Here is a 25,925-nt window from a genome sequence, read left to right as displayed (position 1 = left end):
CGCCCGCCCTCGCCTGAAGGCGGGCGCACCCCGCATCAGCCCTTCATGCCGCCGGCCAGCAGGCCGCGCACGAAGTAGCGCTGGAGGCAGAAGAACACGATCAGCGGGACGACGATCGACACGAACGCCCCCGCGGTGAGCCGGTGCCAGTCCTCGCCGGACGGTCCCGCCATCTCGGCGAGCCGGACGGTGAGCGGGGCCACCTCGATGCTGCCCCCGGCGAAGATCAGCGCCACCAGCAGGTCGTTCCACACCCACAGGAACTGGAAGATCGCCAGCGACACCAGCGCCGGGACCGACAGCGGCAGCACGATCCGGCGGAAGATCACCCCGTGCCCGGCCCCGTCGACCCGGGCGGCCTCGATCAGCCCGTGGGGCAGCCGTGAGATGAAGTTGTGCAGCAGGAAGATGCCCAGGGGCAGGCCGAAGACGGTGTGCGCCACCCACACGGTGGTGAACTGGAACGCCCCCAAGAGGTCCCAGGCGGGCAGGACCTGGAACCCGCCGACGGCCAGGCCGTCGGAGAACAGCCGCAGCAGCGGGACCAGCGACATCTGCAACGGCACGATCTGGAGCGAGAAGATCCCGATGAAGAGCCAGTCGCGGCCGGGGAACCGCATCCACGACAGGCAGTAGGCGGCGAGCGCCGCCAGGACGACATCGAACACCACCGTGGGCAGCGTGATCACGAACGAGTTGACGAAGTAGCCGGCCAGCCGGCCCGAGGCCGGGCCGCCGAACAGCACCCCGGTGTAGTTGTCCAGGGTCAGCTCGGGCGCGGAGAAGAACGTCCACCAGCCGGTGGTGCGGATCTGCTCCTCGGGCCGCAGCGACGAAACCAGCATGCCGGCGGTGGGCACGGTCCACACCACAGCGATCACCAGCGCCGCGATGCTGCCGCCGCGCCCCGACAGGCGGCGCCGGACGCGGCCCGCGGAGGTCTCGGTCGGTGTCATCGCGCCTCCCGGGTGCGGCGGTTGCGGATCTGGATGAAGACCAACGGGGTGACCAGGGCGAACAGGAACACCGCCAGCGCCGAGCCTTGGCCCAGCTCGCTGTACCGGAACGCCTGGGCGTACATCTCGTTGGCGATCACCGATGTGCCGAACTGGCCGCCGGTCATGGTGCGCACGATGTCGAAGACCTTCAGCGTCGCCACCGAGATCGTGATCAGCACGACCGCCACGGTGGGCCGGATGACCGGCAGCGTGACCCGCCAGAACATCTGCCAGGCGTTGACCCCGTCGATGCGGGCGGCCTCCACGACCTCCGCCGGGACGGCCTTGATCGCCGCCGACTGCACGACCATCGCGAAGCCCGCCTGGATCCACACCAGGACCACGATGAGCAGCAGGGTGTTGAACGGTTCGTCGAGCAGCCATTGCCGCGGCTCGCCCCCGGCCCAGACCACGAGCTGGTTGAGCAGGCCGATCTGGTCGCTGTCGGCGGGGCGGTAGGCGTAGACGAAGCGCCAGATGATGCCGGCGCCGACGAAGGAGATCGCCATGGGCATGAACAGCAGCGACTTGGCGACCGACTCGTAGCGCGACCGGTCCACCAGCACGGCGTAGACCAGCCCGATGGCCGTGGCCAGAGCGGGGGCGAACAGCACCCATAACAGGGTGTTGCGCAGCACGAGCAGGGTCTCGGGCTGGGTGAACATCCAGGCGTAGTTGTCCAGCCCCACCCACGCCTCCCCGGCCTGGTCGCGGAAGGACAGCAGCGTGGTGCGCACGGCCGGGTAGATCAGCCCGCCCGCCAGCAGGACCAGGGCGGGGCCGCCGAAGCAGGCGGCCTGCCACCAGTCGTGCCGGGTCCGCGGGCCGCGGTCGACGATGAGCAGCAGCAGAGCGATCACCGCGAGGAAGGCCGCGACGGCGATGACCAGGTAGAGCAGCTTGGGCAGCGCGGCCTGCACGTCGATGCCCATCAGGCCGGCCACGAGTTCTCGATGTAGGCGAGGACGTCGTCGGTGTCGTCGCCGTTGACCCAGTCGGTCATGCCGCGCCAGAACGTGCCCGAGCCCACGGTGGCCGGCATGTTGTCGCCGCCGTCCCACCGGAAGACGGTGCCGGGGTCGCGCAGCAGTTCGGCGGCGAAGCGGTCGTTGGCGTTGAGCAGGGCGTCCAGGTCGCTGTCCTGGTGTGCGGAGAACCAGGCGCCGGCCTGGGCGCGGCGGTCGGCGTAGTCGACCGTGGCCAGGTACTCCTGGAAGGCGACCACCTCGGGCCGGTCGGAGAAGCCCGCGGCGAACTCTCCGCCGCCGAGCACGGGGCGGCCCACGTCGGGGTTCATCTCGGGCAGGTCGAAGGTGAAGACGTCGCCGTCGGGGGAGATGTCGGTGCCCTCGGGCCAGTTCGAGGCGTAGAACGAGCCGATCAGGTACATGCCGCACTCGCCGTCGAGGATGGGCAGCCCGGCGTCCTGCTGCGCGGTGGTGAGGATGGACTGCACCTCGCCCACGTAGTCGGGGTTGCGCAGGATGTCGCCCACCCGGTCGAGGGACGCGGCGATCCGCGGGTCGTCGAACGGGATCTCGTGCGCCACCCACTGGTCGTAGACGTCGGGGCCGTACTCGCGGAGCACCACGGCCTCCAGCCAGTCGGTCACCGGCCAGCCGGTGGCCTCGCCGGATTCGATGCCGGCGCACCAGGGGGTGACGCCGTCGCCGGCCATCCGGTCGCTGAGGGCGATCATGTCGTCCCAGGTCTCGGGGATCTCATAGCCGTTGTCGGCGAAGAACCCCGGCGAGTACCAGACGATCGACTTCACGTTGGCGCCGAGCGGGGTGGCGTACAGTTCGCCGTCGCGCCGCACGTAGTCGAGCCAGTCCGCGGTCCAGCCCTCTTCGGCCCGCTGGGCGGCCCCCGCGGGAAGGGGGAGGGCGTCGCCGGACTCGATGAAGCGGGCCAGCAGGCCGGGCTGGGGGAAGAAGGCGACGTCGGGGGCGTTGCCGCCCGCGATCTTGACCTGGATCTGCGCCTCGAACTCCCCGGTGCCCTCGTAGGAGATGTGGATGCCGGTACATCGCGCGAAGTCGTCCCAGGCGGCCTGCATGGCCTCGCCCTCTGTGTCGCGGATGGAGGCGTAGACCTCGACCCGGCCGCCCCCGGTGTCCTGCCATTCGCGGAACGGCGCGCAGGCGGGGGAATCGGGGTCGGCCACCTGGCCTCCGCCGCCTTGCAGGTAGGCGCAGCCGGAGGTGAGGAGGGCCAGGGACAGGCAGGCGGCGAGGGGGGAGCAGTGTCGGGGCGATGGCAAGGACAGGGGCATACGCGCACCTCGAACCGAGAGTACTGGTATAGACCTTAGCTTTCACTGATGGAAGTTCCTGGGTCGCTCTCTGTCCACGGTTCACCCCGATTCCTCGCGTAACGGTTACATCACACTCCCCTCCGTGATGGCCGGAATGGGAACTCCGGCGATCGCTCACGGCGAACGAGGATCGAGGAACAAACGGCGACTCTTCTTTATTGAGTGTTAGTGACTCAACAAGGAGGGTCCGATGACCGAAGCGCAGTCCACCGTGACGCTGCCCGTGCTGCCCCTCGACGACGACGTCGTGCTCCCCGGCATGGTCGTGCCGGTGGACATCTCCGATTCCGAGGTCCGCGCCGCCATCGACGCGGCGCAGGCGAGCGGGCCCGGCGCCCGGGTCCCCGGTGTCCGCTCCACCACCAAGCCCCGCGTGCTGATCGTCCCGCGCATCGACGGGACCTACGCCCCCTTCGGCACCGTCGCCGTCATCGAGCAGGTCGGCCGCACCCCCGAGGGCGAGCCCGCAGCGGTGGTCCGCGGCACCGCCCGCGCCCGCGTGGGCAGCGGGACCACCGGGCCCGGCGCGGCCCTGTGGGTCTCGGCCGAGACCCACACCGACGAGGCCCCCGAGGGCGGGTACCCGGGCAAGGTCCTCGAACAGGCCCGCGAGTACAAGGGCCTGCTCACCACCTACCTACAGAAGCGCAACGCCTGGCAGGTCCTCGACGGCGTGCAGCAGCTCGACGACCCCGGCCGCCTGGCCGACCGCGGCGGCTACTCGCCGTTCCTCAAGACCGCCCAGAAGCTCCAGCTCCTGGAGACCTACGACGTCACCGAACGGCTGCGGCTGCTGACCGAGTGGACCCGCGACTACCTCGCCGAACTCGACGTCGCCGAGACCATCGACCAGGACGTTCAGGAGGGCGTCGAGAAGCAGCAGCGGGAGTTCCTGCTCCGCCGCCAGATGGAGGCGATCCGCAAGGAGCTCAACGAGCTCGACGGCAAGCCGGGCAGCGAGGAGGACGACTACCGCGAGCGCGTGGAGCTGGCCGACCTGCCCGACCACGTCCGCAAGGCCGCCCTGGCCGAGGTCGACAAGCTGGAGCGCGCCGGCGACTCCTCGCCGGAGTCCGGCTGGATCCGCACCTGGCTCGACACCGTGCTGGACATGCCGTGGAACGAGCGCACCGAGGACGCCTACGACATCGCCGAGGCGCGGGGCGTGCTCGACGCCGACCACGCCGGGCTCGACGACGTCAAGGAGCGCATCGTCGAATACCTGGCGGTGCGCAAGCGCCGCGAGGCGCGCGGCCTCGGCGTCGTCGGCGGCCGGCGCAGCGGGGCGGTGCTGGCCCTGGTCGGCCCGCCCGGTGTCGGCAAGACCTCGCTGGGCGAATCCGTCGCGCGCGCCATGGGCCGCAAGTTCACCCGGGTCGCCCTGGGCGGCGTCCGCGACGAGGCCGAGATCCGCGGCCACCGGCGCACCTACGTGGGTGCGCTGCCCGGCCGCATCGTCCGCGCGGTCAAGGAGTCCGGGTCGATGAACCCGGTCGTGCTCCTCGACGAGGTCGACAAGGTCGGCAGCGACTTCCGCGGCGACCCCACAGCGGCGCTGCTGGAGGTGCTCGACCCGGCGCAGAACCACACGTTCCGCGACCACTACCTGGAGGTCGACCTCGACCTGTCCGACGTCGTCTTCCTGGCCACCGCCAACGCGCTGGAGTCCATCCCCGGCCCGCTGCTGGACCGGATGGAGCTGGTGCTCCTGGACGGCTACACCGAGGACGAGAAGGTCGTCATCGCCCGCGACCACCTGCTCCCGCGCCAGCTGGAGCGGGCCGGGCTCGACTCCGGTGAGGCCGGGTTCGGTGACGACGCGCTGCGCACCATCGCCGCCGAGTACACCCGCGAGGCGGGCGTGCGCGGGCTGGAGCGGACCATCGCCCGGGTGCTGCGCAAGATCGCGGCGAGCGTGGCCCTCGGCGAGCGGGAGCTGCCGGTGACCGTGGGCGCGGGCGACCTGGCCGACTACATCGGCCGGCCCAAGCACACGCCGGAGTCCGCCGACCGCACGGCGGTGCCGGGTGTGGCCACCGGGCTCGCGGTCACGGGGGCGGGCGGCGACGTGTTGTTCGTCGAGGCGTCCCTGGCCGACCCGGAGTCCGGGGCGGGCGGGCTGACCCTCACCGGCCAGCTCGGCGACGTGATGAAGGAGTCCGCGCAGATCGCCCTCTCCTACCTGCGCTCACGCGGGGCGGAGCTGGAGCTGCCGGTCGCCGACCTCAAGGACCGCGGCGTGCACATCCACGTCCCCGCGGGTGCGACCCCCAAGGACGGCCCCAGCGCCGGCGTCACCATGACGACGGCCCTGGCGTCCCTGCTGTCGGGCCGCACAGCCCGCGCCGACGTGGCGATGACCGGCGAGGTCTCCCTCACCGGCCGCGTCCTGCCAATTGGTGGAGTGAAGCAGAAGCTCCTCGCGGCGCACAGGGCGGGGATCACCACGGTCCTCATCCCGTCCCGCAACGAGCCCGACCTCGACGACGTCCCCGAGGACGTCCTGGAACAGCTGACCGTCCACCCGGTGAGTGATGTCCGGGAGGTCCTGGAGCTGGCCCTGGAACCGGCCCACACAGCGGAGACCGCGGCCGCGGCCTGACACCGGGCAGCGAGAGGAAAGCGGGGCCGCCGACCCACAAGGGTCGGCGGCCCCGCCGTCTCTAGTCAGGCGGGTGTGCCCAGGTCATACCGATCGATCAGAGAATCCATGATTCTCGGGTCTCATCGCGGACAAGGGGCATTCGGCCGACGAGCTGAGGGCGGGGGCTGAATAGAGTTGCCCCATGACCACAGGGGATGAGACCGGGCCGGAACTGCATGTCGTCGTTGTGGGGTACGGCAAGGGCGGCGAGGTGTTCCATGCCCCCTTGATCGATGCCACTCCCGGGCTGCGGCTCTCTGCTGTGGTGACCGGGGATCCCGGGCGGCAGGCGGCGGTGCGGAAGCGGTATCCCGACACGGCCGTCCTCGGGTCGGTCGATGAGGTGTGGCGGCGTGCCGGGGAGTTCGAGATCGCCGTCATCACCACCCCCAACGACACCCATGCGCCGCTCGCGCGGCGGGCGCTGGAGGCGGGGCTGTCCGTTGTGGTCGACAAGCCGTTCGCGCTCAGTGCCGCCGACGCCCGCGGGCTCGCCGCCGAAGCCGACCGGCTCGGGCGGGTGCTGACCGTCTACCAGAACCGGCGCTGGGACTCCGACTTCCTCACCCTCTGGAAGCTGATCGACGACGGCGCGCTGGGCCGGGTGCACCGGTTCGAGTCCCGCTTCGAGCGATGGCGGCCCGTTCCCAAGGACACCTGGCGGGAACGCGGTACCGCTGACGAAGGGGCGGGCCTCCTCTACGACCTCGGCTCGCACCTGATCGACCAGGCGATCAACCTCTTCGGCCCCGTCGACTCCGTCCACGCCGAACTCGACGCCCGCCGGGCCGGAGCGGGGGCCGACGACGACGCCTTCCTCGCCCTCACCCATGCCTCGGGCGTGCGCTCCCACCTGTGGATGAGCGCCGTCGCCGCCCAGCTCGGGCCGCGCTTCCGGGTGCTGGGCGACGCCGCCGCGTTCACCATTGACGGGCTCGACGGCCAGGAGGAACGGCTCGGCCGCGGGGAGCGGCCCGGCTCGCCCGATTGGGGCGTCGAGCCGGAATCGGCGTGGGGCCGCCTCGGCGCGGACGGCGAGCTGCGGGCCGTCCCCAGCGAGCGCGGCGACTACCCCGCCTTCTACGCCGGGGTGCGCGACGCCGTCGGCGAGGCGGAGCCGGTTCCGGTCGAGCTCCACGAGGTCGTCCACGGGCTGGAGGTCATCGAGGCCGCGCGCCGCAGTGCCCGTACGGGTCAGGTGGTCACCCTCTGATCCGGGGGCGGGCCGGCTCTCGGGAGGTGGTCATCCCCTGGTCCCGGCGGCGGGCCGGCCCGCGGGCCCCGTCCGCCCTCATCCGCCGGTGTGGGCCAGACCGCACCCCCCGGGTGGTGCCGTGTCCGGTCGGGGTGTCTAACGTCGGATGTATGGATGACACGACCACCGAACTCCGGGCCGAGCAGGGGCACCGTGCCGGAAGCCCGGGGTACCGGCGGATCGTGGTCGCGATGACGGCCGCGGGCATCGCCAACTTCGCCCAGCTCTACGCCGTGCAGTCGATCCTGCCCGGCCTGGCGGAGGCGTTCGACGCCTCCGCATCGCAGGTGGCCCTCAACGTCTCCTTCGCCACCGCCGGCCTGGCGGCGTCCGTTCTGCTGTGGAGCGGGGCCGCCGACCGGTTCGGCCGGGTCCGGGTGATGACGGTGGCCCTCGTCGCCTCCACCCTCCTCGGGCTCGCGGCCCCGTTCGCCCCCGAGATGTGGATGCTCCTGGTCCTGCGCGGCCTCCAGGGCGCGGCGCTGGGCGGGGTGCCCGCTGTGGCCATGGCCTACCTCGCCGAAGAGGTCGACCCGCGCCACCTCGGCCGGGTCGCCGGCGTCTACATCGCGGGCAACACGTTCGGCGGCATGAGCGGGCGGCTGATCGCGGGCGCCGTGGCCGACATCGGCGGGTGGCGCTGGGGGATCGGCGCCGACTCCCTCCTGGGACTGCTCGCGCTCGTCGTCTACCTGGTCGCGATCCCGCGGCCGCGCGGGTTCGTCGCCCGGCCCCGCCGATCCGGCGGCCCGGGGCTGCTGCGCCGGGTCGGAGGAGCGGTCGCCGACCCCGGCCTCATCGCGTTGTACTGCCAGGCGCTCTTCCTCATGGGCGCCTTCGTCACCGTCTACAACTACCTGGGCTTCCGGATGATGGACTCGCCGTTCGGCCTGTCCCAGGCCGTGGTGGCGTTCCTCTTCGTCGCCTACCTGGCGGGCACGGTCAGCTCCGCCATGGTCGGCCGGGTCATCGAGCGCTGCGGGCGCGGTCGGGTCCTGCCGGCCTGCGTCGCCGCGATGATCATCGGCGCCGCCCTGCTGCTCGTCCCCTCACTGGCCGCCGTGGTCGCCGGACTGGTCGTCTTCACGCTCTTCTTCTTCGCCGCCCACACCACCGCCGCCGCCTGGGTCGGCCACCGGGCCACCACCTCCCGCGCGCAGGCCGCCGCGATGTACACCCTCGCCTACTACCTGGGCTCCAGCGCGTTCGGCTGGCTGGGCGGGCTGTTCTACGACCACCTCGGCTGGACCGCGGTGGTCGCCTACGCCACGGGGCTGTGCGCCACCGCGGCCCTCATCGGGCTGCTCCTGCTGCGGAGGGGTGCCCGGAGCGCGGCGTGACCGTGCTTCCCGCTCAGTCACCGGCGTGACCCGGGTCTCAAGGATGAGAGAGTCGACGTGCGCGGTGTGATCCGACCCGCGCCGGGTGGCCGCCCGTTCGGTGCGGCCCGATCTGCGCAGAGGAGCCGTTCCCGTGGCCCAGGTACTCGTCGTCGCCGATGACCTCACCGGCGCCAACGCCACGGGTGCGCGGTTCGCGCGCGCCGGGATGCGGGTGGCGACGGTGACCCCCGAGCGCGTCACCGCGGCGGCCGGCGAGTACGACGTCGTCGTGGCCAACCTCGACAGCAGGCACGCCTCGGCCGAGCAGGCCGCCGACCTGGTCACCGACGTCATCGAGGCCGTCTGGCCGGTGGACCTGGTGGTCAAGCGCACCGACACCACCCTGCGCGGCAACGTCGGCGCGGAGCTGGAGGCCGCGCTCGCGGCGGTCCGCGATCGCGTCCCCGAACGGGTCCCGGTGCGCGCCCTCATGGTCCCGGCCTTCCCCGCCTCCGGGCGCACCACCGTCGACGGCGTCCAGCTCCTCGGCGGCGTCCCCCTGGAGCGCACCGAGCTCGCCGGGGACCCGTTCTTCCCGGTGACCACCGGCCGCGTCGCCGACATCCTCGCCCGCCAGACCTCGCTGGCCGTGCGCCACGTGCCCGACCGGCAGGTCACGCCGGCCCTGCTCGCCGCCGACCTCGGCGCGGGCGACGAGCCCGTGGTGCTCTGCGATGCCAGCGACGACCGGCGCCTCGAAGACCTCGCGGTCGCCGCCGCCGACGTCCACCGCGCCGACGGCACCGTGTGGGTCGCGGCCGACCCCGGCCCCACCGGCGCCCTCCTCGCCTACGCCCTGCGGCTGCGCGGCCGGTCCGGCGAGCCGGGCCCGCTGCTGGCGGTCGCGGGGAGCCCTACCGCCCTGACCCGCCGTCAGTTCGCGACCCTGGCGCGCACCGGGCCGGCCTGGTTCGTCGACGCCGACGCCGTGCGCCTCGCCGACCCCGGGGACGACCACGCCGACGAGGTCACCCAGGCCCTCATCGACCGCCTCACCACCGTGAACTTCCCCGAGGTGGTGGTCCTGCGCGTGGCGGTGCCCGGCGACACGGTGCCCGCGGAGGCGGGCCGGGCCCTGCCCGCGCGGCTGGCCGGGCTGGTGGCCGACGCCGTGCACGGGGTGGAGGCGCGGGCCGGGATCCACGCCCTGCCCAGCGGGCTGTTCCTCACCGGCGGCGACGTCGCCTCCAGCGTCCTGGAGGAGCTGGGCGTGCACGCCTTCGAGGTCGGCGGCGAGGTCGTGCCCCTGGCCGTGCACGGCACCCTCGGCGGGGGCCCGCTCGACGGGGCGCCCGTCATCTCCAAGGGCGGGCTGGTGGGCGACGACATGGCGGCCGTCGAGTGCCTCAGCCGCCTGCGCCGCGCCGCCCGGGCCCGGCTGCTCCAGGTCCACTCCGAGGTCTCGGAGCACGTGCTGCCCTACCACCGCCACGACCCGCCCCACTGAGCCCGCGGTCCGGGCGCGGGGATCTCCGGTGCAGGTCACCCGGTGGATCGTCTAGAATCCGGGGAATTTATCCACCAGGACAGAGGGGGACGATGACCCGATACCTTCCCAGCGCGAGCCCGGCCCGTCGGGGCCGGGATGGTGCCGGACGACTGGACCGCGACACCATCCGGCGCCTGCCCAAGGTGCTGCTGCACGACCACCTCGACGGCGGGGTGCGCCCGGCGACCCTGCTCGACCTCGCCGCCGCATCGGGCTACAGCGGCTTGGCCGCCACCGATCCCGGCGCGCTCCAGGACTGGTTCGCCGCCCCCGCGGCCTCCACCGAGGAGCATCTGCGGCGGTTCGAGCCCATCCTGGAGCTGCTCCAGGACCGCGCGGCGCTGACCCGCGTCGCCGCCGAATGCGCCCAGGACCTCGCCGCCGACGGGGTCGTCTACGCCGAGGTCAAGATCGCCCCCGAACAGCACACCCGCCAGGGGCTCACCCGCGAACAGGTCGTCGACGCGGTGCTGGAGGGGCTGCGGGTGGGCACCGCGCGCGCCCGGCTGTTCGGCCGCTCCACCGATGTGCGGCTGCTGCTCACCGCCCTGCGCCAGGCGGCGGACTCGCTGGAGATCGCCGACCTCGCCGTCCGCTACCGGCACCGCGGCGTCGTCGGCTTCGACATCGCCGGGCCCGAGGCCGGCTACCCGCCCACCCGCCACATCTCGGCCTGCGAGTACATCAAGCGGGAGAACTTCAACCTCACCCTGCACGCGGGCGAGGGCTTCGGGCTGTCCTCCATCTGGGAGGCCATCCAGTGGTGCGGCGCCGACCGCCTCGGCCAGGGCGTGCGCATCATCGACGACATCGCGCTCTCCGACGAGGAGCCCGCGGAGGGAGACCCGGCGGGGGCGGCGGTGCGCACCGCGAAGCTCGGCCAGCTCGCGGCCTACATCCGCGACAAGCGGATCCCGCTGGAGCTGTGCCCCACCTCCAACCTCACGACCGGCGCGGTCGCCCGGCTCGCCGATCACCCGGTCGACGTGCTGCGCCGCCTCCGGTTCCGGGTGACGGTCAACACCGACAACCGGCTGCTCAACCGGACGTCCATGACGGGGGAGTTCGCCCGGCTCGCCGACACCTTCGGCTACGGGGTCGACACCTTGAGCTGGTTCACGGTCAACGCGATGAAGTCGGCCTTCATCGGCCACGACGAGCGGCTCGCGCTCATCGACCACGTCATCAAGCCGGGGTACGCGGCGGTGCGCGCCGACCACGCCGGCGCCGCATTCTTCCGCCGGGAGGACCCGTGGTGACGCCGCACCGGGGGTGCCGGCCACGGGGACACGGGGACACGGGATCAGACGACGTCGAAGTCGGCCATCATGGCCATGTCCTCGTGTTCGAGGTTGTGGCAGTGCAGCATGTAGCGGCCGCGGAATCCGTCGAACCGGGCGAGGACCTCCACGACTTCATAGGGCCGCACGTCGACCGTGTCCTTCCAGCCGGCGTCCTGCGGGCCGGGGTCGCGCCCATTGCGTGACAGCACCTGGAAGTGCGCCAGGTGGATGTGCACGGGGTGGTGGAAATCGCTGGCGAGGCGCCACCGCTCGACCGTTCCCAGCTCCGGGTCGGCCAGTGGCGTGCCCGGCTCGAAGGCCGCGCCGTTGACGGTCCAGTTCATGTTGCCGCCGCTGCCGCCCACCAGGACCCGGCGGAAGTCGAAGGTACGGGTGCGCACGGCGTCGTCCGGGCGGAGCACTTCGACATCGGCGAGCCGGCGCGGGACCTCGGCGTCGTCGTTCTCCCGCCGCGTCACCCGGAACCGCATGACGTTGCGCTGGGCGCCCTCGGCCAGCCGGTTCACCAGCCGGATCTCGGTGTCGACGGGGTAGCCGGAGAAGTCGACGACCACGTCGCGCCGCTCTCCGGGCGACATCGCCAGCGCTGCGAGCTCCACCGGTTCTGCCAGGAGCCCCTGGTCGCTGCCCACCTGGACGAAGGGCGGCCCCTCCTGCGGGGCGGGCTCCAGCGCGAACCGGTACCGCCGGGCGTTGGCGGCGTTGAGGAGGCGGAAGCGGTACCGGGTGCCCGAGACCTCGAGCTCCGGCCACGGTGCCCCGTTCACCAGGTTGATGTCGCCGGTCACCCCGTCCATGAACGCGTCCTGGACGCCGGGGATCTCGCGCAGTGAGGGGTCGAGCGCGGGGTAGGACAGCTCGCCCTCGGCGGTGAACGCCCGGTCGCAGACCATCAGGGGGATGTCCCTGTCGCCTTCCGGCAACGGCAGGGCGTCGTCGGTGTCGTCGCGGACGATGAACATCCCGGCCAGCCCGCGCCACACCTGCGGTGCGCTGAAGTCCATGCGGTGGTCGTGGTACCAGAGCGTGGCCGCGCGCTGGGGGAGCGGGTAGTCATAGGCCCGCACGCCGTCGTGGAAGGTCCAGTCCTCCGGCGAGAGTTCCATCCCGTTGTGGCCGCGCATGTGCGGCCGGAACCCGCCGTCGCGTGAGATGGTCACGTCGGTGGGGTAGCCGTCGGACTCCGGCGGGGTCACCCCGCCGTGCAGGTGCGTCGAGGTGGGGACGGGCAGCTCGTTGGCGATCTCGACCCGGACGGTCCGCCCGGCGCGCACGTCGAACAGCGGGCCGGGGAAGGTGCCGTTGTACCCCCAGATCCCCGTGCGCACCCCGGGCAGGATCTCGGCCTCGACAGCGCGCTGGGCCAGCCGGTAGACGTCGGCGTCCCCCGAGACCGATTCGGGGGCGATGGGCCGGGGGACGGGCAGCGGCACGGTGAACGGCTCCGGCAATTCCAGGTCGCTGCGCAGCAGCCGGCCGGTGGTGGTGGGCACCATCGATGCCCCGCCGATCCCCAGCCCGGCCGCCGCGGTCCCGCCCGCCAGGAGGCCGAGCACGGCGCGCCGCGAGACCCGCCTCATCTGCGGCCTCCCGGCTCGGCCGCGGCGCGGTCCCGCTTCTTCCTCCCGCGAGCCCGGGGCCGGACCCGCAGCGGAGCCAGCGCCCAGATGAGCAGGACCAGGGTCGCCCCGAACAGCAGCACCCCCAGCGGGATGTGGACCAGCACGTTCTTGACGTAGCCGAAGTACTTCTGGACCTCGGTGGCGACCAGCAGGACCACGCTGAGCAGGATCGGCCAGGCCGGTCCGCGGCCGCGCCACCACAGCCCCACCGATGCGATGACGGTGAGCAGCTGGACGACGGTGAGGAAGTCGCCGTTGTTGGCGTGGACGATGAGCATCCGCACGTCGCCGGTCGAGAAGGCCCCGGCGAGGACGGCCTGCGCAAGGATCTGGAGGGTCGCGACGATCAGGGTGCCGCGCAGCAGCAGCATCACCCAGTAGGGTGCGCGCCTTTCACCGCTGCCGCCGGCGCCGTCGGGGGGAGTCGGCTGGGCCGTCATGCCGGGGACCTCCTCGTTCCGGGGGGACCGCGACCCATCATGGGCGCCGGGTGAGGCGCGGTGCAGCCACCGGGGGGAGTATCTTCGGCTGCTCCCCGCGGAGTAGTCCCAGCCGGCTCCGATCACCCGCCCATCCGCACGAGCACCCCGCGAGCACGCCGCGAGCGCCCCGCCGGTGCGGTTCCGGGGCGGCCGGCCGACCGTGCCATGGCTCAAAGGATCGCTTGCTACTGTCGAGTAGAAGGCAAAAAGTCCCTAGGCTGGACCCCATGGCCGAATACCGCATCGACGAGCTGGCGCGGCTTGCGGAGACCACCGTTCGCAACGTGCGCGTCTACCAGGACCGCGGGCTGCTCTCCCCGCCGCGCCGCGAGGGCCGGGTGGGGATCTACACCGAGGCGCACCTCGCCCGGCTGCGGCTGATCGGCCAGCTCCTCAAGCGCGGCTACACCTTCGCCAACATCAGTGAGCTCGTCACCGCGTGGGAGCGCGGCGGGAACCTCACCGACATCCTCGGCTTCGAGACCGCGGTCGGCGGGCCCTGGTCCGACGAGATCCTCGGCTACGTCACCATCGAGGAGCTGAGCGGGCTCTACGGCGGTGCGGTCACCCAGCCCGATGTCGCCCGCGCACTGCGGCTGGGGATCATCGAACGCGAGGGGTCGCGCTTCCGCGTCCCCAGCCCGCGGCTGCTCAACGTCGGCGCCGAGCTGGTGGCTGCTGGGCTCACGGTGCCCGGCGCCCTCGACATCGCCGAACGCCTCAAGGAGCACGTCGACGCCGCGGCCGTCGACCTCGTCCAGGCCATCACCGGCCACATCGTCGCCGAGCACGCCCCCGAGGGCCTGCTCCAAGGCGAGGACATCGGCGAGGCCGCCGACCTCATCCGCCGGCTGCGGCCCTTGGCCCAGGCGGCGGTCGACTCCATGCTCGCCCAGGCCATGACCCGTCACCTGCACGAGATGCTCGGCGAACGCTTCGCCGAGGTCCTCGACCACCTCAACCAGCAGAAGAACGGTGCCCGTCAGTCGGTGTAGCCGGGCGGGCGGCCGCTGCCGGTGCGGCGGTGCCGCCCCGCGCTGTGGCGGGGCGGCACGCGCCTGGTGCCGCCGGTCGTCACCGGCCGGTCCACTGCGGGCGCTCCTTGGCCAGGAAGCCCCGGACCCCGGCCGCGAAGTCGTCGCTGCCGAACACGCGGGCGACGATGTCGTCCCCGTCGGGCAGCCCGCTGCGCCGCAGCCGGCGCACCGCCTCCTTCGCCGCCCACATGGACAGCGGCGCGTGCCCCTGGAGCCGGTCCAGGACCTCGGCCACGCGGCCGTCGAGGTCGCCGGGCGCGCACACCTCGGCGACGAACCCGGTCGCCCCGGCCTCCTCGGCCGTGTACAGGCGCGCCCGCAGCAGGACGTCGAGCGTCCGCGCCGGGCCGAAGTGGTGCACCAGCAGCGAATAGGTGTTCATCGACAGGCAGTTGCCGAGCGTGCGCGCCACCGGGACCCCGAAGCGCGCGGTCTCGTCGGCCACCCGCAGGTCGCAGACCGCGGCGAGGGCGAGGCCGCCGCCGACGCAGTATCCGCGGACCGCGGCCACGGTCGGCACCGTGACGGTCTCCAGGCGGGACACCACGCGCTCGATCCGCTCCTCGTAGGCGATCCCGTCGGCGCCGTCGCGGAACTCGGTGAACTGCCCGATGTCGGTTCCCGCGACGAAGGCGTCGGTGCCCGCCCCGCGCAGCAGCATCACCCGCACACCGTCGTCGGCGTCGGCGCGTTCGCACGCCTCGTACAGCGCCTCGTACATGCCCCAGGTCATGGCGTTGCGGGCCTTGGGGCGGTTGAAGGTCACGGCCAGCACCGCGCCCTGGCGCTCGACGAGGAGCTCGGGTTCGGGGTGTGCGTCCATTCAGCGTTCCTCTCGGTCGGCCGCCCCGCCGGGTGCGGTGGGGACGGGGCCGTTGTCGGTGGGCGGTCCCTCGTCGGCCGTCCGCCCCGCGCGTCGGCGCAGGCGCGTCAGCAGCGAGGGGCCGGCGGCCAGCACGATAGCGAGGGCCAGGGTGGCCACCGCGATCGGGCTCTGCGCGACCAGGATGAAGCTCCCGTCGCCCAGCGCCGAGGTCTGCACCAGCGCCTTCTCGAACAGCGGCCCGAGCACCAGCCCCAGCACCAGCGGGGCGATCGGCAGGTCCAGCAGCTTCATCAGGTAGCCCACGACGCCGAACACGAACACGATCCACACGCTGTAGAGGCTGTTGTCGATCGAGTAGGCGCCCACGAAGCTCGTGCAGATGATCAGCGGGTACAGGTAGGCGTAGGGGATGCGCAGCATCTGCGCGAAGAGCGGGGCCAGCGGCAGGTTCAGCACCAGCAGCATCAGGTTGCCGATGAAGAAGGACGCCAGCAGCCCCCACACCAGCTCCGGCTGCTCCTCGAACATCAGCGGGCCGGGCTGCACGCCGTAGACGATCAGCGCGCCCAGCAGGATGGCGGTCGTGGCGCCGCCGGGGATGCCCAGGGCCAGGGTCGGGATGAAGTTCGCGTTGGCCGCGGAGTTGTTGGCGCTCTCCGGTGCGGCCACGCCCTCGATCGCGCCCTTGCCGAACTCGTCCCGGTGCCGCGAGACGCGCTTCTCCACGCCGTAGGCCATGAACGACGCCAGGGTGGAGCCCGCGCCGGGCAGGCAACCCAGGAGGAACCCGATGATGCTGCCGCGCACGATCGGCGCGCCCGAGCGCTTCAGCTCCTCGCGGGTGATCATCAGGTCGCGGAACTTCGCCCGGATCGGCACCGCCTCGCCGACGCGCAGCTGGTACATGACCTCGCCCACCGCGAACAGGCCGATCATCACCTCGACGAAGGGGATGCCGCCGAGCAGGTCGGTGCTGCCGAACGTGAACCGGGACTCCGCCGTGGCCGAGTCGATGCCGACCGTTGCCAGCAGCAGCCCCACCCCCGCCATGGCGACCCCGCGCAGCTGCGACCCGCCGGAGAAGCCCACGATCGTCGCGAGGCCCAGCACCATCACGGCGAGGTTCTCGGCCGGGCCGAAGTTCAGCGCGAACCGGGCGAAGGCGGGGGCGAGGGCGGACAGCAGGATGAGCGAGGCGATCGCTGCGACGAACGAGCCGATGGCCGCGATCGACAGCGCGGCGCCCGCCCGGCCGCGCCGCGCCATCTGGTAGCCGTCGAAGGTGGTCGCGACGCTGGACGCCTCGCCCGGCGTCGAGATCAGCACCGACGTGATCGTGCCGCCGTACTGCGCGCCGTAGTAGATCCCGGCGAGCATGATGAGCGCGGTCACGGGCTCGAACCCGAGCGTCAGCGGCAGGAGCACCGCCACACCGGTGCTGGAGCCGAGGCCGGGCAGCAGCCCGATCACCGTTCCGGCGAGGACGCCGACGAAGCACCACAGCAGGTTCTCGGGCGTGAGGGCCGTGCCCAAGCCCATCATCAGGTTGTCGATCATGACGATCCCCCGATCACCGGGGTCAGCGTCCAGCCCGGCAGCGGGACGCCGAGCAGCACCCCGAAGACGATGTGGACGGCGGCGACCGCGGCCGCCGCGATGGCCAGGGAGGAGTACCAGGGGCGCTTCTCCACCAGGGTGGACACGGCGGTGATGTAGGCGCCGAACGCGAGCAGCACCCCGATGTGGGGGAGCGCCACGACCATCGCCAGGGTCAGCGCGAACACGATGCGCAGGTTGCGCACCCGCTCGCCCTGGCTGCGCCCGCGGGCGTCGGTCCCGGGGCCGGTGCCGCCGGGGGCGGGCACCTTGCCGGCCAGGGTGCGGCGCAGCGCCGACACGAACAGGCCGCCGCAGGTCGCCAGCAGGATCAGGCCGACGACCAGGGGCAGCATGCCCGCGCCGACCCGGCCCTCGTCGATCCAGATGCCGTAGGCGAACGCGGCCACGGCCACCGCGCCGCCGAGCCCGGTCAGCACGCCGAACGCGATCAGCTGGCCGTGGCGGGCCGGCGCGCCCGAACCGGTGCCGGGGGAGAAGAGGGGGATGGTCTTCACGGGTTCAGCACCTCTTCCAGGCTGGCGCGGTTGTCGTCGAGGTAGGCGCGGAAGTCCTCGCCGTAGAGGGGGCCGGGCTGGAGCAGGTTGGCGGTGATGTAGTCGTCGTAGGCGTCACTGCCGACGAACTCCCGGCTCGCCTCCTCCCAGTGCGCGGCGGCCTCCCCGGAGATCCCGCCGGGGGCGAGCAGCCCGCGGAACTGCCCGTAGGAGACGTCGATCCCCTCCTCCTTCGCGGTGGGGATGTCCGCGAGGGCCGCGTAGTCGTAGCGCTCGTCGGCGGCGACGCAGAGGGCGCGCAGGTCGCCGGACTCCAGCTGGCCCAGGACCTCGCTGGGGTTGAGCGATGCGATGTCGATGCGCCCGGCGAGAAGGGAGGCCATCACCTCGCTGCCGGACTCGAAGGGGACGCGGTCGAACTGCGCCCCGGTGTCCTGCTCGACCATCGTGAAGACCGCGTTGTCGAGGCTGGCCGCCCCCGCCACCCCGGCGACGACCCGCTGCTCCTTCGCGGTCGCGACGGCGTCGGCACAGCCCTCGATGGGCGAATCCGGAGCCACGACCAGCAGGGTGAAGTCCTCGCCCATGCTCATGATCGGGGTGAAGTCGGTGTAGTCGTACTCGGTGTCGGCGGTCATGGGCAGGGTGAGCAGCGCGGTCTCCGTCGACAGCAGGTAGTTGGGGTCCCCGCGCTTGGACATCAGGTAGGTGTAGCCGATCGCGCCGGCGCCGCCATCGCGGTTCTCCACGGTGACGGTCGTGCCGGTGGCCGCTTCGAGCCCGGCGGCGATCGTGCGCCCGGCGACGTCGCTGCCGCCGCCGGCGCCGAAGGGGACGACCATGGTCGCGTCGCCGGTGAGCTCGCTCGTGCCGGCCTCGTCGGAGCCGGCCGCACCGGAACAGGCGCCGGTGCCGGCGGTGAGCAGCAGGGCCGCAGCGACGGCGGCGGTGCGTCGGGTGCCCATCATCGTGCCCCTGGGCGGCCGGGGGCCGTCACCGGAGCGCATCGCTCTTGGCGTCGAGGCGGGCACCGAACTTGTCGAGGTCGACGATGAAGCGCTCGTGGCTGCCCGAGGCGACCTCGTCGGCCCCGTCGTGGGCGGTGATCGAGAAGACGACGCGCCTGCGGTCGACCTCGGTGACGGTCGCGGTGATCGCGACGCTCTGGCCCAGCAGGGTGGGTGCGGTGTGGGCGATGTCGACCCGGCTGCCGACGCTGCTCTGGTGCTCCCCGATGTGGTCGGCGAGCGCTTCGATCGCCGTCTCCTCGAGGAACAGCACCAGGTTGGGGGTGGAGAAGATGTGGTGCTCCCCGCGCCGGGTGCAGTGCCGCTCCTCGACGACGCGGTGCGCGGTCCGGGTGGTTCCGGCGGTGACCGAGTGGGACATGGGGACTCCTGCCATGGTGTGCGGTGGGACGGGAGGGGAGGTGACGGGGCGCGCGGGACGGGTGGACCGCGGCGCCGGCCGGGCGGTCAGGACCCGGCGGCCGGCGGGGCGGAGGCGGAGGAGCCGACGATGCCGCGCGCGGTCAGGTCGGCGATCTCGGCCGGGGTGAAGCCGGCCTCTTCCAGCAGGGGCCCGGTGTCGGTGCCCAGTTCCGGGCCGGCGGGTCCGCGGCGCACGGGGGTGGCCGACAGCCGCATCGGCGACCCGATCTGGCGGATCGGGCCCACCTCGGGGTGCTCGGCCTCCCAGAAGAAGCCGCGCTGCGCCAAATGGGCGTCGTTGTAGGTCTGGTCGGTCGTGTTGATCGGGGCGCAGGGCACCCCGGCGGCGTCCAGGGCCGCGATGAGGTCGTCGGTCGTCCGGCGCAGGGTGACCGATTCGATGGCGGGGATCAGCTCGTGGCGCAGCCCGTGGCGGTCGTGGGCGTCGGCGTAGCGGGGGTCGGCGAGGAGGTCGGGCAGGTCGAGCGCCGTGCACAGGCCCTGCCAGGTCTTGGGGCTGACGGCGCCGGCGGTGATCCAGCCGTCGGAGGTCCGCAGCGCCTGGTAGGGGGCGGTGCTCTGGTGGGCGGAGCCGTTGGGGCGGCCGACGGCGCCGGTCGCCCAGTACTTCGACGCCTCCCAGATGGTGAAGGAGACCCCGGACTCGAACAGCGAGACGTCGACGTGCTGGCCGCGCCCGGTGGTGCGCCGCGCCTCCAGAGCGGCGAGGACCCCCATGGCGACGTAGAGGCCGCAGGTCAGGTCGCACATCGGCACGCCGAGCTTGACGGGGTCGCCGTCGGGCATGCCGGTGATGCTCATCAGCCCGGAACGGGCCTGCGCCATGATGTCGAGGCCGGGGAGGTGGGCGAGCGGGCCGTCCTCGCCCCACCCGGACGCCGACGCGTAGATCAGGGCGGGGTGGCTCTCGGCGAGGTTGCCGTAGCCGAGGCCGAGGCGGTCCATGGCGCCGGGGCGCAGGTTCTGCACCAGGACGTCGGCGTCGTCGAGCAGCCGGCGCAGGACCGCGACGCCGTCGGGCGCCTTGAGGTCGATCGCGACGGAGCGCTTGTTGCGGTTCAGCCGGAGGAACGGGGAGCTGCGGCCGTCGATGAACGGCCCGATGTCGCGGACGGCGTCGCCGCCGTCGGGGTTCTCGATCTTCACGACGTCGGCCCCGAGGTCGGCGAGCTGCATGGTCGCGAAGGGGGCCGCCATGTAGGCGCCGACCTCCACGACCTTGATGCCGCTCAGGGGCGGCCTCGCCGTTTCGTGCGGATCGGGGTCGGGCTGGGGTGGCATGGCGGTCCTCTCCACGCGGGCGTGTCCCCGGCCACCGTGGGTGGTGATGGGGGCCACATTTCGTCGGGTGGACTATTGTCTACAACAGTCAATAGACAAACCGCAAGGTCTGCGCCACACTGCCGGGTGAGCCGGTTCACCGGTGCCGGCTCGGGCGAACGGGACGGGGACAGGCATGACGACCATCGAGTCGACCACGGCTCGCAAGGGCGCGGCGCAGATCGAGCGGCCGCCGAGCATGGTGCAGCTCGCCGCTCAGTCGCTGCGCCGGATGATCATCGGCGGCGACCTCCTCCCCGGCGACCGGGTCGTCGAGAACCAGCTCACCAAGGAGCTCGGCATCAGCCGGCCGCCGCTCCGGGAGGCGCTGCGGGTCCTGGAGCGCGAAGGGCTCATCAAGCAGGTCTCCCACAAGGGGGCCATCGTCACGCCGCTGACCCTGCACGACGTCTACGAGATCGTCACCCTGCGCCGCGTGCTGGAGCGCATGGCCATCGACCTCGCGCTGCCCGTCACCGACGGCGCGCGGCTGGCGCGCTGCCGGTCGGCGCTGGAGGCGATGGAGCTGGCCGCGACGGACGACGATCCGGCGGCGCTGCCCGAGGCGGCGTTCGCGTTCCACCTGTCGGTGATCGGGCTGTCCGGGCACGACCGCCTGGAGGACACCTACCGGTCCCTCTACCTCCAGATGCTGCTGTGCATGGTGCTCAACCGCCGGGCCCGTGCCCAGCGGGCCGAGACCCCGGCCCAGGACGTGCAGCGCCACCGCCGGCTCCTGGAGCTGATCGAGGCGGGCGACCCCGCGCCCGTGCTGGCCGAGCTCGAACGCCACGGCGACCGCACGTTCATCGCCGACGTCGCCGACTCGCTGGAGGACGGCAGCCCCCAGGCACGGGCCTGGCTCGACCGGCTGCGCGCCGAGGGGACGGACGAGGGGACGGACGAGCGGGCGGAGCGGGAATGAGCGACGACAAGGGGAACGAGGGCACCACCGCGGGAGCGGTGGCACCGAGCGGCGGCCTGGCGACGCTGCGCGCCGCCGTCGGCTGGCGGGGCGCGGCCCGGACCGACGCCGTCGAACGGCGGCACCTGCACGCCTACCAGGACGCCATCGGCGCGCCCCGGTCCGACGAAGCACCGCTGACCTTCGTCGCGTGCTTCCTCAACGAACCCCCCGACTGCCCGGCGGCCCTCGCCTACGGGACCGGCTGGCTGAACGGGGAGGACACCTTCGACGGCCACGGCACGGTTCGCACCGGCACGGTCCTGCGCTCGGCCCCGCTGCTCACCGAGGTGACCGAGAAGCACGGGCGCTCCGGCGCCTTCGCCCTGCTCACCTTCGTCACCGACTTCCGCGACGAGAACGGCGGGCTCCTGGTCCGCCACACGGGTATCCGCCTGCGCCGCTGAGGCGGCAAGGCGGGCGCCGCAACCCCTTGAGAGGACCCGATGAGCCTGGAAGAAAGCAGCGCGGTCACCCCACGGGGTGCATCGGCGGGATCCGAACCCCCTCCCCTCCGCCTCACCCCGACCCTGCGCGACATCGTCCGCTACGCGGGGGCGGCCGGCGACTTCTACGAGATGCACTACGACCTGGACTTCGCCCGCCGGCTCGGGCACCCGGAACTGTCCCTGCACGGCCTGTACAAGGCGGCGCTGCTCGGCCGCCTCGTGTCCGAATGGGCCGGCGATGAAGGCCGCCTGACCTCCCTCAGCGTGCGCTACCGCGGGATGGACTTCCGCGACCGCGAACTGACCTGCGCCGCACGCGTCGAATCCACGGAGGGCGGACGCGTGGAGCTCAGCATCCGCACCGAGAACGCCGACGGCGAGGCGACGACCGTCGGCACCGCCGTCGTCACGCTCACGCCCGAGCCCCAGGGCTGAGGGGCCCGGCCGAATGGGCCCGCGATCTCCCCATCGCCTCCCTATCTCCCGGACAGGAACGGACCCCATCATGGAGCACTCGGCACTACTCGACCTCGCCGACCGGTTCGGCCACCCCGTTCTCGACGGCTCGCTGCCCGCGTCGTCGGCGACCTTCGCCGACGGGGCCCGCTTCCGCATCGAGATCCCCAGCTGCGAGGGGCCCGACGTCTTCGCCGCGGTCCTGGAGGAGGCCCAGGCGCGCGACGTGCGGATCGACCGGGTGTCACAGGGCAGCGGCGTCATGATGCTGACCGACGCCGAGATTCGCCGTATGGCGGCCATGGGCGCGGACGCGGGGGTCGAGGTCAACCTGTTCATCGGCCCGCGCGGCGCCTGGGACATCGGTGGGCAGGCCAAGGCCACGGCCGCAGCGGGCGGCGCCGCCCGCGGCAACACGACCCTCGCCGCCTGCGTGAACGAGGCGCTGCGAGCGGTCGACCTGGGGATCCGCAGCCTGCTCGTCGGCGACGTGGGGGTGCTGGAGGTCCTGGGCCGGATGAAGGCGGAGGGCGTCCTGCCGGCCGAACTGGCGCTGAAGACGTCGGTGCTGATGCCGCTGGCCAACGCCCCGACGGGGGCGGTCTACGAGCGGCTGGGGGCGACCAGCCTCAACGTCTCCACCGACCTGCCGGTCCGCGACATCGCCGAGATCCGCGCCGCGACCTCGGCCGCGGTGGACGTCTACGTGGAGGTCCCCGACGACCAGGGCGGCGCGGTCCGCTTCTACGACGTCGCCGCGCTGATCCGCTCGGCCGCGCCGGTCTACGTGAAACTGGGCGTCCGCAACGCCCCCAACATCTACCCGAGCGGCCACCACCTCGCCACCGTCGCCACCGCATTGGGCCGCGAACGCGTCCGCCGCGCCGAACTGGTCCTCACACTGCTCGCCGACCTGGCCCCTGACCTGGCCGAGCGCCCCAAGTCGGACACCCCGCCGACCGACCTGCGGATCCCGGTGGTCTGATCGAGTACCTGAGGAGGGGCCGACACGGTCGGCCCCTCAGCGAGGCGCTCAGGTGAAGCGTCCTTCTCGATGCGCTCGAAGATGTCGGAGTCCGTCTTCCGCTGCAACCTCCCACGGAGCGATATACCCGGGCTTCGGCTCACCAGGGCAATACGCAGTGACCCCGGCGATCCACGCCTTGCGGAACACCCGCCCTCGTTCATCGCCCGTCGTGAAGTAGTGGTGAACGACGCCGAAACAGTTAACGGCGGAATATACGGTCCGCTGCGAACCGCAGCACCGTAGGTCGCATCCCACCCCATATCCCCCACGTGAATACCTGTCTCACTTGAAGGGAAGCCATGGGTATGAAGAAGAACCGGATCGCCGCGATCGTGGCCGCCGCCGGGATCGCCATCACGCTGGGCGGGGTGGCCGCCCCCGCGGCTCTCGCGGATGGCCCCGACACGCCGCCGCAGGTCACCGCCGCCATCGAGGCGCAGCCGTGGGTCCAGCTTCAGGAGGGCGACCAGGATTACCGCGTGCTCGCGGTGGGCGCGATCCTGAACGTGAGGGAATACCTCGACAAGGAGCCGACTGACACCTTCGACGCCGATCTCACCGCCGCCGTCGAGGAGTACCAGTCCGACAGCGAGCTCTCGGTCGACGGTGTGGTGGGCGACGCCACTTGGGAGGCGCTCTCCGACGACGTCGGGACCGTGGACGGCGACGACCCCCGCAACGCCTATACCGACCTGCTGGAGCAGTCCCTGACCCACCTGGGCTACGACGTCGACGGAGAGTACGACGGGGACCTCGCTGCCGCGGTCCGGGCGTTCCAGGAGGACCAGGGGATCGGCGTCGACGGGATCATCGGCCCCATCACCTTCCGCGCGATGTACGCCGAAGGGGCCGAAGACGCCTCCTGATCCGGACCAGCTGATTGGACCGGCTCGAATATTGAAGGCGGGCTCATGAACGACCGCCCCAGCCGCTTTGGCGGCTGGGGCGGTCGTCTTCAGGTCAGAGCGCGTCGTTCTTGACGGCGCGGATGAAGGATCGCCACTCCGCCCCGGGGAAGACGAGCGTCGCTGCATCGCGGTTCTTCGTGTCGCGTAGTGCCGACTGCCCGGGGGTATCGGCGACTTCGACGCAGTTCTGCTGCTGGGTGTAGGTGGACGTGCGCCATCTGGCGTCGTGGGGGAAGGGGTGCATGTCGGTCTTTCTATCGGCTCAGCATCTGTTTCAGATACGGGATCGTCCGCTCTTCGTCGAGCGCGGAGCTGCGCACGTGGTCCCACAGCTTGCGGTACGTGCTGATCTCGTCTGGCCGCTCAAGGTAGAGGCCGTCGGTGAACGTCTCCAGGTAGACCACTGGTGACGCGGGGTCAGGGAAGTCCATGATGACGAACGGGCCCATGGCCCCGGCATGGACTCCCGCGCTCGTCGGGAGCACCTGGATGGTGACGCTGCTGGATGAGTCCGCCAGATCCACGAGGTGGTCGATCTGTTCGCGCATGACCTCAGGTGCGTCGGCCAAGCGTTGCAAGGCGTGTTCTTCGATGACCGCCCACACGTCCGGCGGATTTTCAGCGGTCAGGATCTGCTGGCGGCGCATCCGCGCATCGACCGCTCGCTGTATGTCATCGGGGTCGCGCCAGAGCCGGGCCCGCTGAATGATCCGTGCGTAGCCCGGAGTCTGCAACAGGCCGGGTACACCGAACGCCTCATAGTTCGCGATGCCGGTGGCCTCGGCTTCGAGCTCGACGTATGAACCGGTGAGGATGTCGTCGTAGCGCGTCCACCAGCCGCGCTGCTGAGCCTGGCGAACGAGGGCGAGAACCGCGTCATAGTGCGGGTGTCCCTCCTCCACAGAGTATTCGCGCAGGAGCGCCTTGATCTCGACCACCGAGGGCTTCTTGCGTTCGCCGGTCTCGATATGGCCGAGCTTCGCCCGTGACCACTCCAGCCGCTTCGCGGTCTCATCGAGGCTCAGCCCTGCCTCCTTGCGCATGCGCCGGAGGATCGCTGAGAGCTGACGCCGTCTGATGGTCGGGCTCGCGGCCACTCGCTTCCCCCTCATGCGCTGGTGCTTCTCGTCGCTGATCGTAGCCTCCAAGCGAGAAATCGGACATATAGCAATCTAAGGAATAGCGCTTGAATCTTAGATTTCTAGGATTCATTATGGAGCTGTACTCGTTCCCCGTCGCCCTGTTCCGGGCGACTAGACCCCTCGGGGGTTCCCATGCATGACTTCACACGTCGCTCCCTGGCCACGCGGTGGCGTGCGGCCCCGGTCAGGCGCTATGCGATGACCACCTCTCGTGCCCTGGCGGCTGCCAACCGGGTGAGGCGGATCGCAGCAGCGATGGGGGTGGCCTGGTGATGCTGCGGGCGCGGAGGGACATGGCTCCGTGGAGGAAGACCGATCACCACGGGCAACTGCACGTTATTCCCGGACGGCCGGAGAGTGCTGCTGAGGCTCGACGGCTGCTCGTGTACGGGCTTGGGCCGCGGCATCCGTATCTGTACAACGCGCAGCTCGTGGCGTCGGAGCTGGTCACGAATGCGGCCCGGCACTCGCGCAGTGGGCTGTGGGGTGGGGAGATCGGGCTCTACATCGAGGCGATGGAGGGCGGGGCGGCGCGCGTCGAGGTCATCGATAACGGGCCGCTCCTGCACCGGCCGAGTCGTCCTGTCGTCAGGCGCCCTGATCACGGCGGCGAGGGCGGGCGGGGACTCGCGCTCGTCGGGGCGTTCGCCGATGCGTGGGGGACCCGTCGCAACCCCAACGGTTACACGACCGTCTGGGCCCGCTGGCGAGCGGCCTGATCCGGTCCTGTGGACGGCT

Annotated in this window: 25 protein-coding genes; 12 read left to right on the top strand and 13 right to left on the bottom strand. The window is 71.9% G+C overall.

The annotated features are described in order from the left end of the window. Positions 1-35 precede the first annotated feature (35 nt). From ACFOVU_RS27155 to ACFOVU_RS27145, 3 genes are read right to left on the bottom strand one after another with little or no spacing between them, the layout of a single operon-like run. Positions 36-956, bottom strand: a complete 921-nt coding sequence (locus tag ACFOVU_RS27155; protein WP_378538117.1) for a carbohydrate ABC transporter permease — start codon at positions 954-956, stop codon at positions 36-38. After that, positions 953-1,930: a carbohydrate ABC transporter permease gene (locus ACFOVU_RS27150; RefSeq protein WP_378538235.1), complete on the bottom strand. Its 978-nt coding sequence runs from the start codon at positions 1,928-1,930 to the stop codon at positions 953-955. Before ACFOVU_RS27150 ends, ACFOVU_RS27155 begins: the two co-directional genes overlap by 4 nt. Beyond that, complete coding sequence (locus tag ACFOVU_RS27145) at positions 1,930-3,273, bottom strand: ABC transporter substrate-binding protein (protein ID WP_378538116.1); 1,344 nt, start codon at positions 3,271-3,273, stop codon at positions 1,930-1,932. The genes ACFOVU_RS27150 and ACFOVU_RS27145 overlap by 1 nt, the downstream gene beginning before the upstream one ends. A 232-nt stretch (positions 3,274-3,505) precedes the next feature. On the opposite strand from ACFOVU_RS27145, the gene lon reads away from it, so the two are divergent. From lon to ACFOVU_RS27120, 5 genes are all read left to right on the top strand, one after another. After that, complete coding sequence (gene lon / locus ACFOVU_RS27140; protein ID WP_378538115.1) at positions 3,506-5,917, top strand: endopeptidase La; 2,412 nt, start codon at positions 3,506-3,508, stop codon at positions 5,915-5,917. A 184-nt stretch (positions 5,918-6,101) separates the two neighbouring features. Beyond that, the gene (locus tag ACFOVU_RS27135; RefSeq protein WP_378538114.1) at positions 6,102-7,172 is read left to right on the top strand and encodes a Gfo/Idh/MocA family oxidoreductase; all 1,071 of its coding nucleotides are present in this window, start codon (positions 6,102-6,104) and stop codon (positions 7,170-7,172) included. Positions 7,173-7,324: 152 nt separating this feature from the next. After that, positions 7,325-8,554, top strand: coding sequence for an MFS transporter (locus tag ACFOVU_RS27130; RefSeq protein ID WP_378538113.1), 1,230 nt, complete (start codon positions 7,325-7,327; stop codon positions 8,552-8,554). Between the two features lie 133 nt (positions 8,555-8,687). Then, entirely contained in the window at positions 8,688-10,043 is a 1,356-nt protein-coding gene (locus ACFOVU_RS27125) for a four-carbon acid sugar kinase family protein (protein ID WP_378538111.1), read from the top strand. 92 nt (positions 10,044-10,135) lie between these two features. Then, positions 10,136-11,344, top strand: a complete 1,209-nt coding sequence (locus tag ACFOVU_RS27120) for an adenosine deaminase (protein WP_378538110.1) — start codon at positions 10,136-10,138, stop codon at positions 11,342-11,344. A 44-nt stretch (positions 11,345-11,388) separates the two neighbouring features. On the opposite strand, the gene ACFOVU_RS27115 is transcribed toward ACFOVU_RS27120, so the two are convergent. Further along, positions 11,389-12,969, bottom strand: a complete 1,581-nt coding sequence (locus ACFOVU_RS27115) for a multicopper oxidase family protein (protein WP_378538109.1) — start codon at positions 12,967-12,969, stop codon at positions 11,389-11,391. Then, complete coding sequence (locus tag ACFOVU_RS27110) at positions 12,966-13,451, bottom strand: hypothetical protein (protein WP_378538108.1); 486 nt, start codon at positions 13,449-13,451, stop codon at positions 12,966-12,968. Before ACFOVU_RS27110 ends, ACFOVU_RS27115 begins: the two co-directional genes overlap by 4 nt. Positions 13,452-13,720: 269 nt before the next feature. Here ACFOVU_RS27110 and ACFOVU_RS27105 point away from each other — a divergent pair, with 269 nt between their 5' ends. Then, a complete protein-coding gene (locus tag ACFOVU_RS27105) occupies positions 13,721-14,488 on the top strand; it encodes a MerR family transcriptional regulator (protein WP_378538106.1) in 768 nt (255 codons plus the stop codon). A gap of 79 nt (positions 14,489-14,567) precedes the next feature. Here the strand turns inward: ACFOVU_RS27105 and ACFOVU_RS27100 are convergent, their stop codons facing one another. The 6 genes from ACFOVU_RS27100 to ACFOVU_RS27075 form a co-directional block, all read right to left on the bottom strand. After that, positions 14,568-15,353, bottom strand: a complete 786-nt coding sequence (locus ACFOVU_RS27100; RefSeq protein ID WP_378538105.1) for an enoyl-CoA hydratase/isomerase family protein — start codon at positions 15,351-15,353, stop codon at positions 14,568-14,570. Next, the gene (locus tag ACFOVU_RS27095; protein ID WP_378538103.1) at positions 15,354-16,913 is read right to left on the bottom strand and encodes a tripartite tricarboxylate transporter permease; all 1,560 of its coding nucleotides are present in this window, start codon (positions 16,911-16,913) and stop codon (positions 15,354-15,356) included. Continuing rightward, the gene (locus tag ACFOVU_RS27090) at positions 16,910-17,470 is read right to left on the bottom strand and encodes a tripartite tricarboxylate transporter TctB family protein (protein WP_378538101.1); all 561 of its coding nucleotides are present in this window, start codon (positions 17,468-17,470) and stop codon (positions 16,910-16,912) included. The genes ACFOVU_RS27095 and ACFOVU_RS27090 overlap by 4 nt, the downstream gene beginning before the upstream one ends. After that, positions 17,467-18,435: a tripartite tricarboxylate transporter substrate binding protein gene (locus ACFOVU_RS27085; protein WP_378538100.1), complete on the bottom strand. Its 969-nt coding sequence runs from the start codon at positions 18,433-18,435 to the stop codon at positions 17,467-17,469. The genes ACFOVU_RS27090 and ACFOVU_RS27085 overlap by 4 nt, the downstream gene beginning before the upstream one ends. A gap of 28 nt (positions 18,436-18,463) precedes the next feature. Then, the gene (locus ACFOVU_RS27080) at positions 18,464-18,859 is read right to left on the bottom strand and encodes a thioesterase family protein (RefSeq protein ID WP_378538098.1); all 396 of its coding nucleotides are present in this window, start codon (positions 18,857-18,859) and stop codon (positions 18,464-18,466) included. Positions 18,860-18,945: 86 nt separating this feature from the next. After that, positions 18,946-20,202, bottom strand: coding sequence for a CaiB/BaiF CoA transferase family protein (locus ACFOVU_RS27075; protein ID WP_378538097.1), 1,257 nt, complete (start codon positions 20,200-20,202; stop codon positions 18,946-18,948). 175 nt (positions 20,203-20,377) lie between these two features. Between ACFOVU_RS27075 and ACFOVU_RS27070 the strand changes: the two genes are divergently transcribed. From ACFOVU_RS27070 to ACFOVU_RS27050, 5 genes are all read left to right on the top strand, one after another. Next, entirely contained in the window at positions 20,378-21,166 is a 789-nt protein-coding gene (locus ACFOVU_RS27070; RefSeq protein ID WP_378538096.1) for a GntR family transcriptional regulator, read from the top strand. Beyond that, a complete protein-coding gene (locus tag ACFOVU_RS27065) occupies positions 21,163-21,612 on the top strand; it encodes an FAS1-like dehydratase domain-containing protein (RefSeq protein WP_378538095.1) in 450 nt (149 codons plus the stop codon). The genes ACFOVU_RS27070 and ACFOVU_RS27065 overlap by 4 nt, the downstream gene beginning before the upstream one ends. Positions 21,613-21,651: 39 nt before the next feature. Beyond that, a complete protein-coding gene (locus ACFOVU_RS27060) occupies positions 21,652-22,089 on the top strand; it encodes a MaoC/PaaZ C-terminal domain-containing protein (RefSeq protein WP_378538093.1) in 438 nt (145 codons plus the stop codon). A gap of 70 nt (positions 22,090-22,159) precedes the next feature. After that, the gene (locus ACFOVU_RS27055; RefSeq protein ID WP_378538092.1) at positions 22,160-23,095 is read left to right on the top strand and encodes a U32 family peptidase; all 936 of its coding nucleotides are present in this window, start codon (positions 22,160-22,162) and stop codon (positions 23,093-23,095) included. Positions 23,096-23,442: 347 nt separating this feature from the next. Further along, complete coding sequence (locus tag ACFOVU_RS27050; RefSeq protein WP_378538091.1) at positions 23,443-24,003, top strand: peptidoglycan-binding domain-containing protein; 561 nt, start codon at positions 23,443-23,445, stop codon at positions 24,001-24,003. 94 nt (positions 24,004-24,097) lie between these two features. On the opposite strand, the gene ACFOVU_RS27045 is transcribed toward ACFOVU_RS27050, so the two are convergent. Together ACFOVU_RS27045 and ACFOVU_RS27040 are read right to left on the bottom strand one after the other, a co-directional pair. Continuing rightward, positions 24,098-24,289, bottom strand: coding sequence for a DUF397 domain-containing protein (locus ACFOVU_RS27045; RefSeq protein ID WP_378538090.1), 192 nt, complete (start codon positions 24,287-24,289; stop codon positions 24,098-24,100). A 10-nt stretch (positions 24,290-24,299) separates the two neighbouring features. Further along, positions 24,300-25,142, bottom strand: a complete 843-nt coding sequence (locus tag ACFOVU_RS27040; protein WP_378538088.1) for a helix-turn-helix domain-containing protein — start codon at positions 25,140-25,142, stop codon at positions 24,300-24,302. Between the two features lie 317 nt (positions 25,143-25,459). Between ACFOVU_RS27040 and ACFOVU_RS27035 the strand changes: the two genes are divergently transcribed. Then, positions 25,460-25,906 (top strand): ATP-binding protein, encoded by a 447-nt coding sequence (locus ACFOVU_RS27035; protein WP_378538234.1) that lies wholly within the window; start codon positions 25,460-25,462, stop codon positions 25,904-25,906. The last annotated feature ends 19 nt before the right edge of the window (positions 25,907-25,925 follow it).

Origin of the sequence: Nocardiopsis sediminis (assembly GCF_042650565.1) — a bacterium.
GTDB lineage: Bacteria > Actinomycetota > Actinomycetes > Streptosporangiales > Streptosporangiaceae > Nocardiopsis_B > Nocardiopsis_B sediminis.
This window is presented reverse-complemented; position numbering and strand designations above follow the sequence as displayed.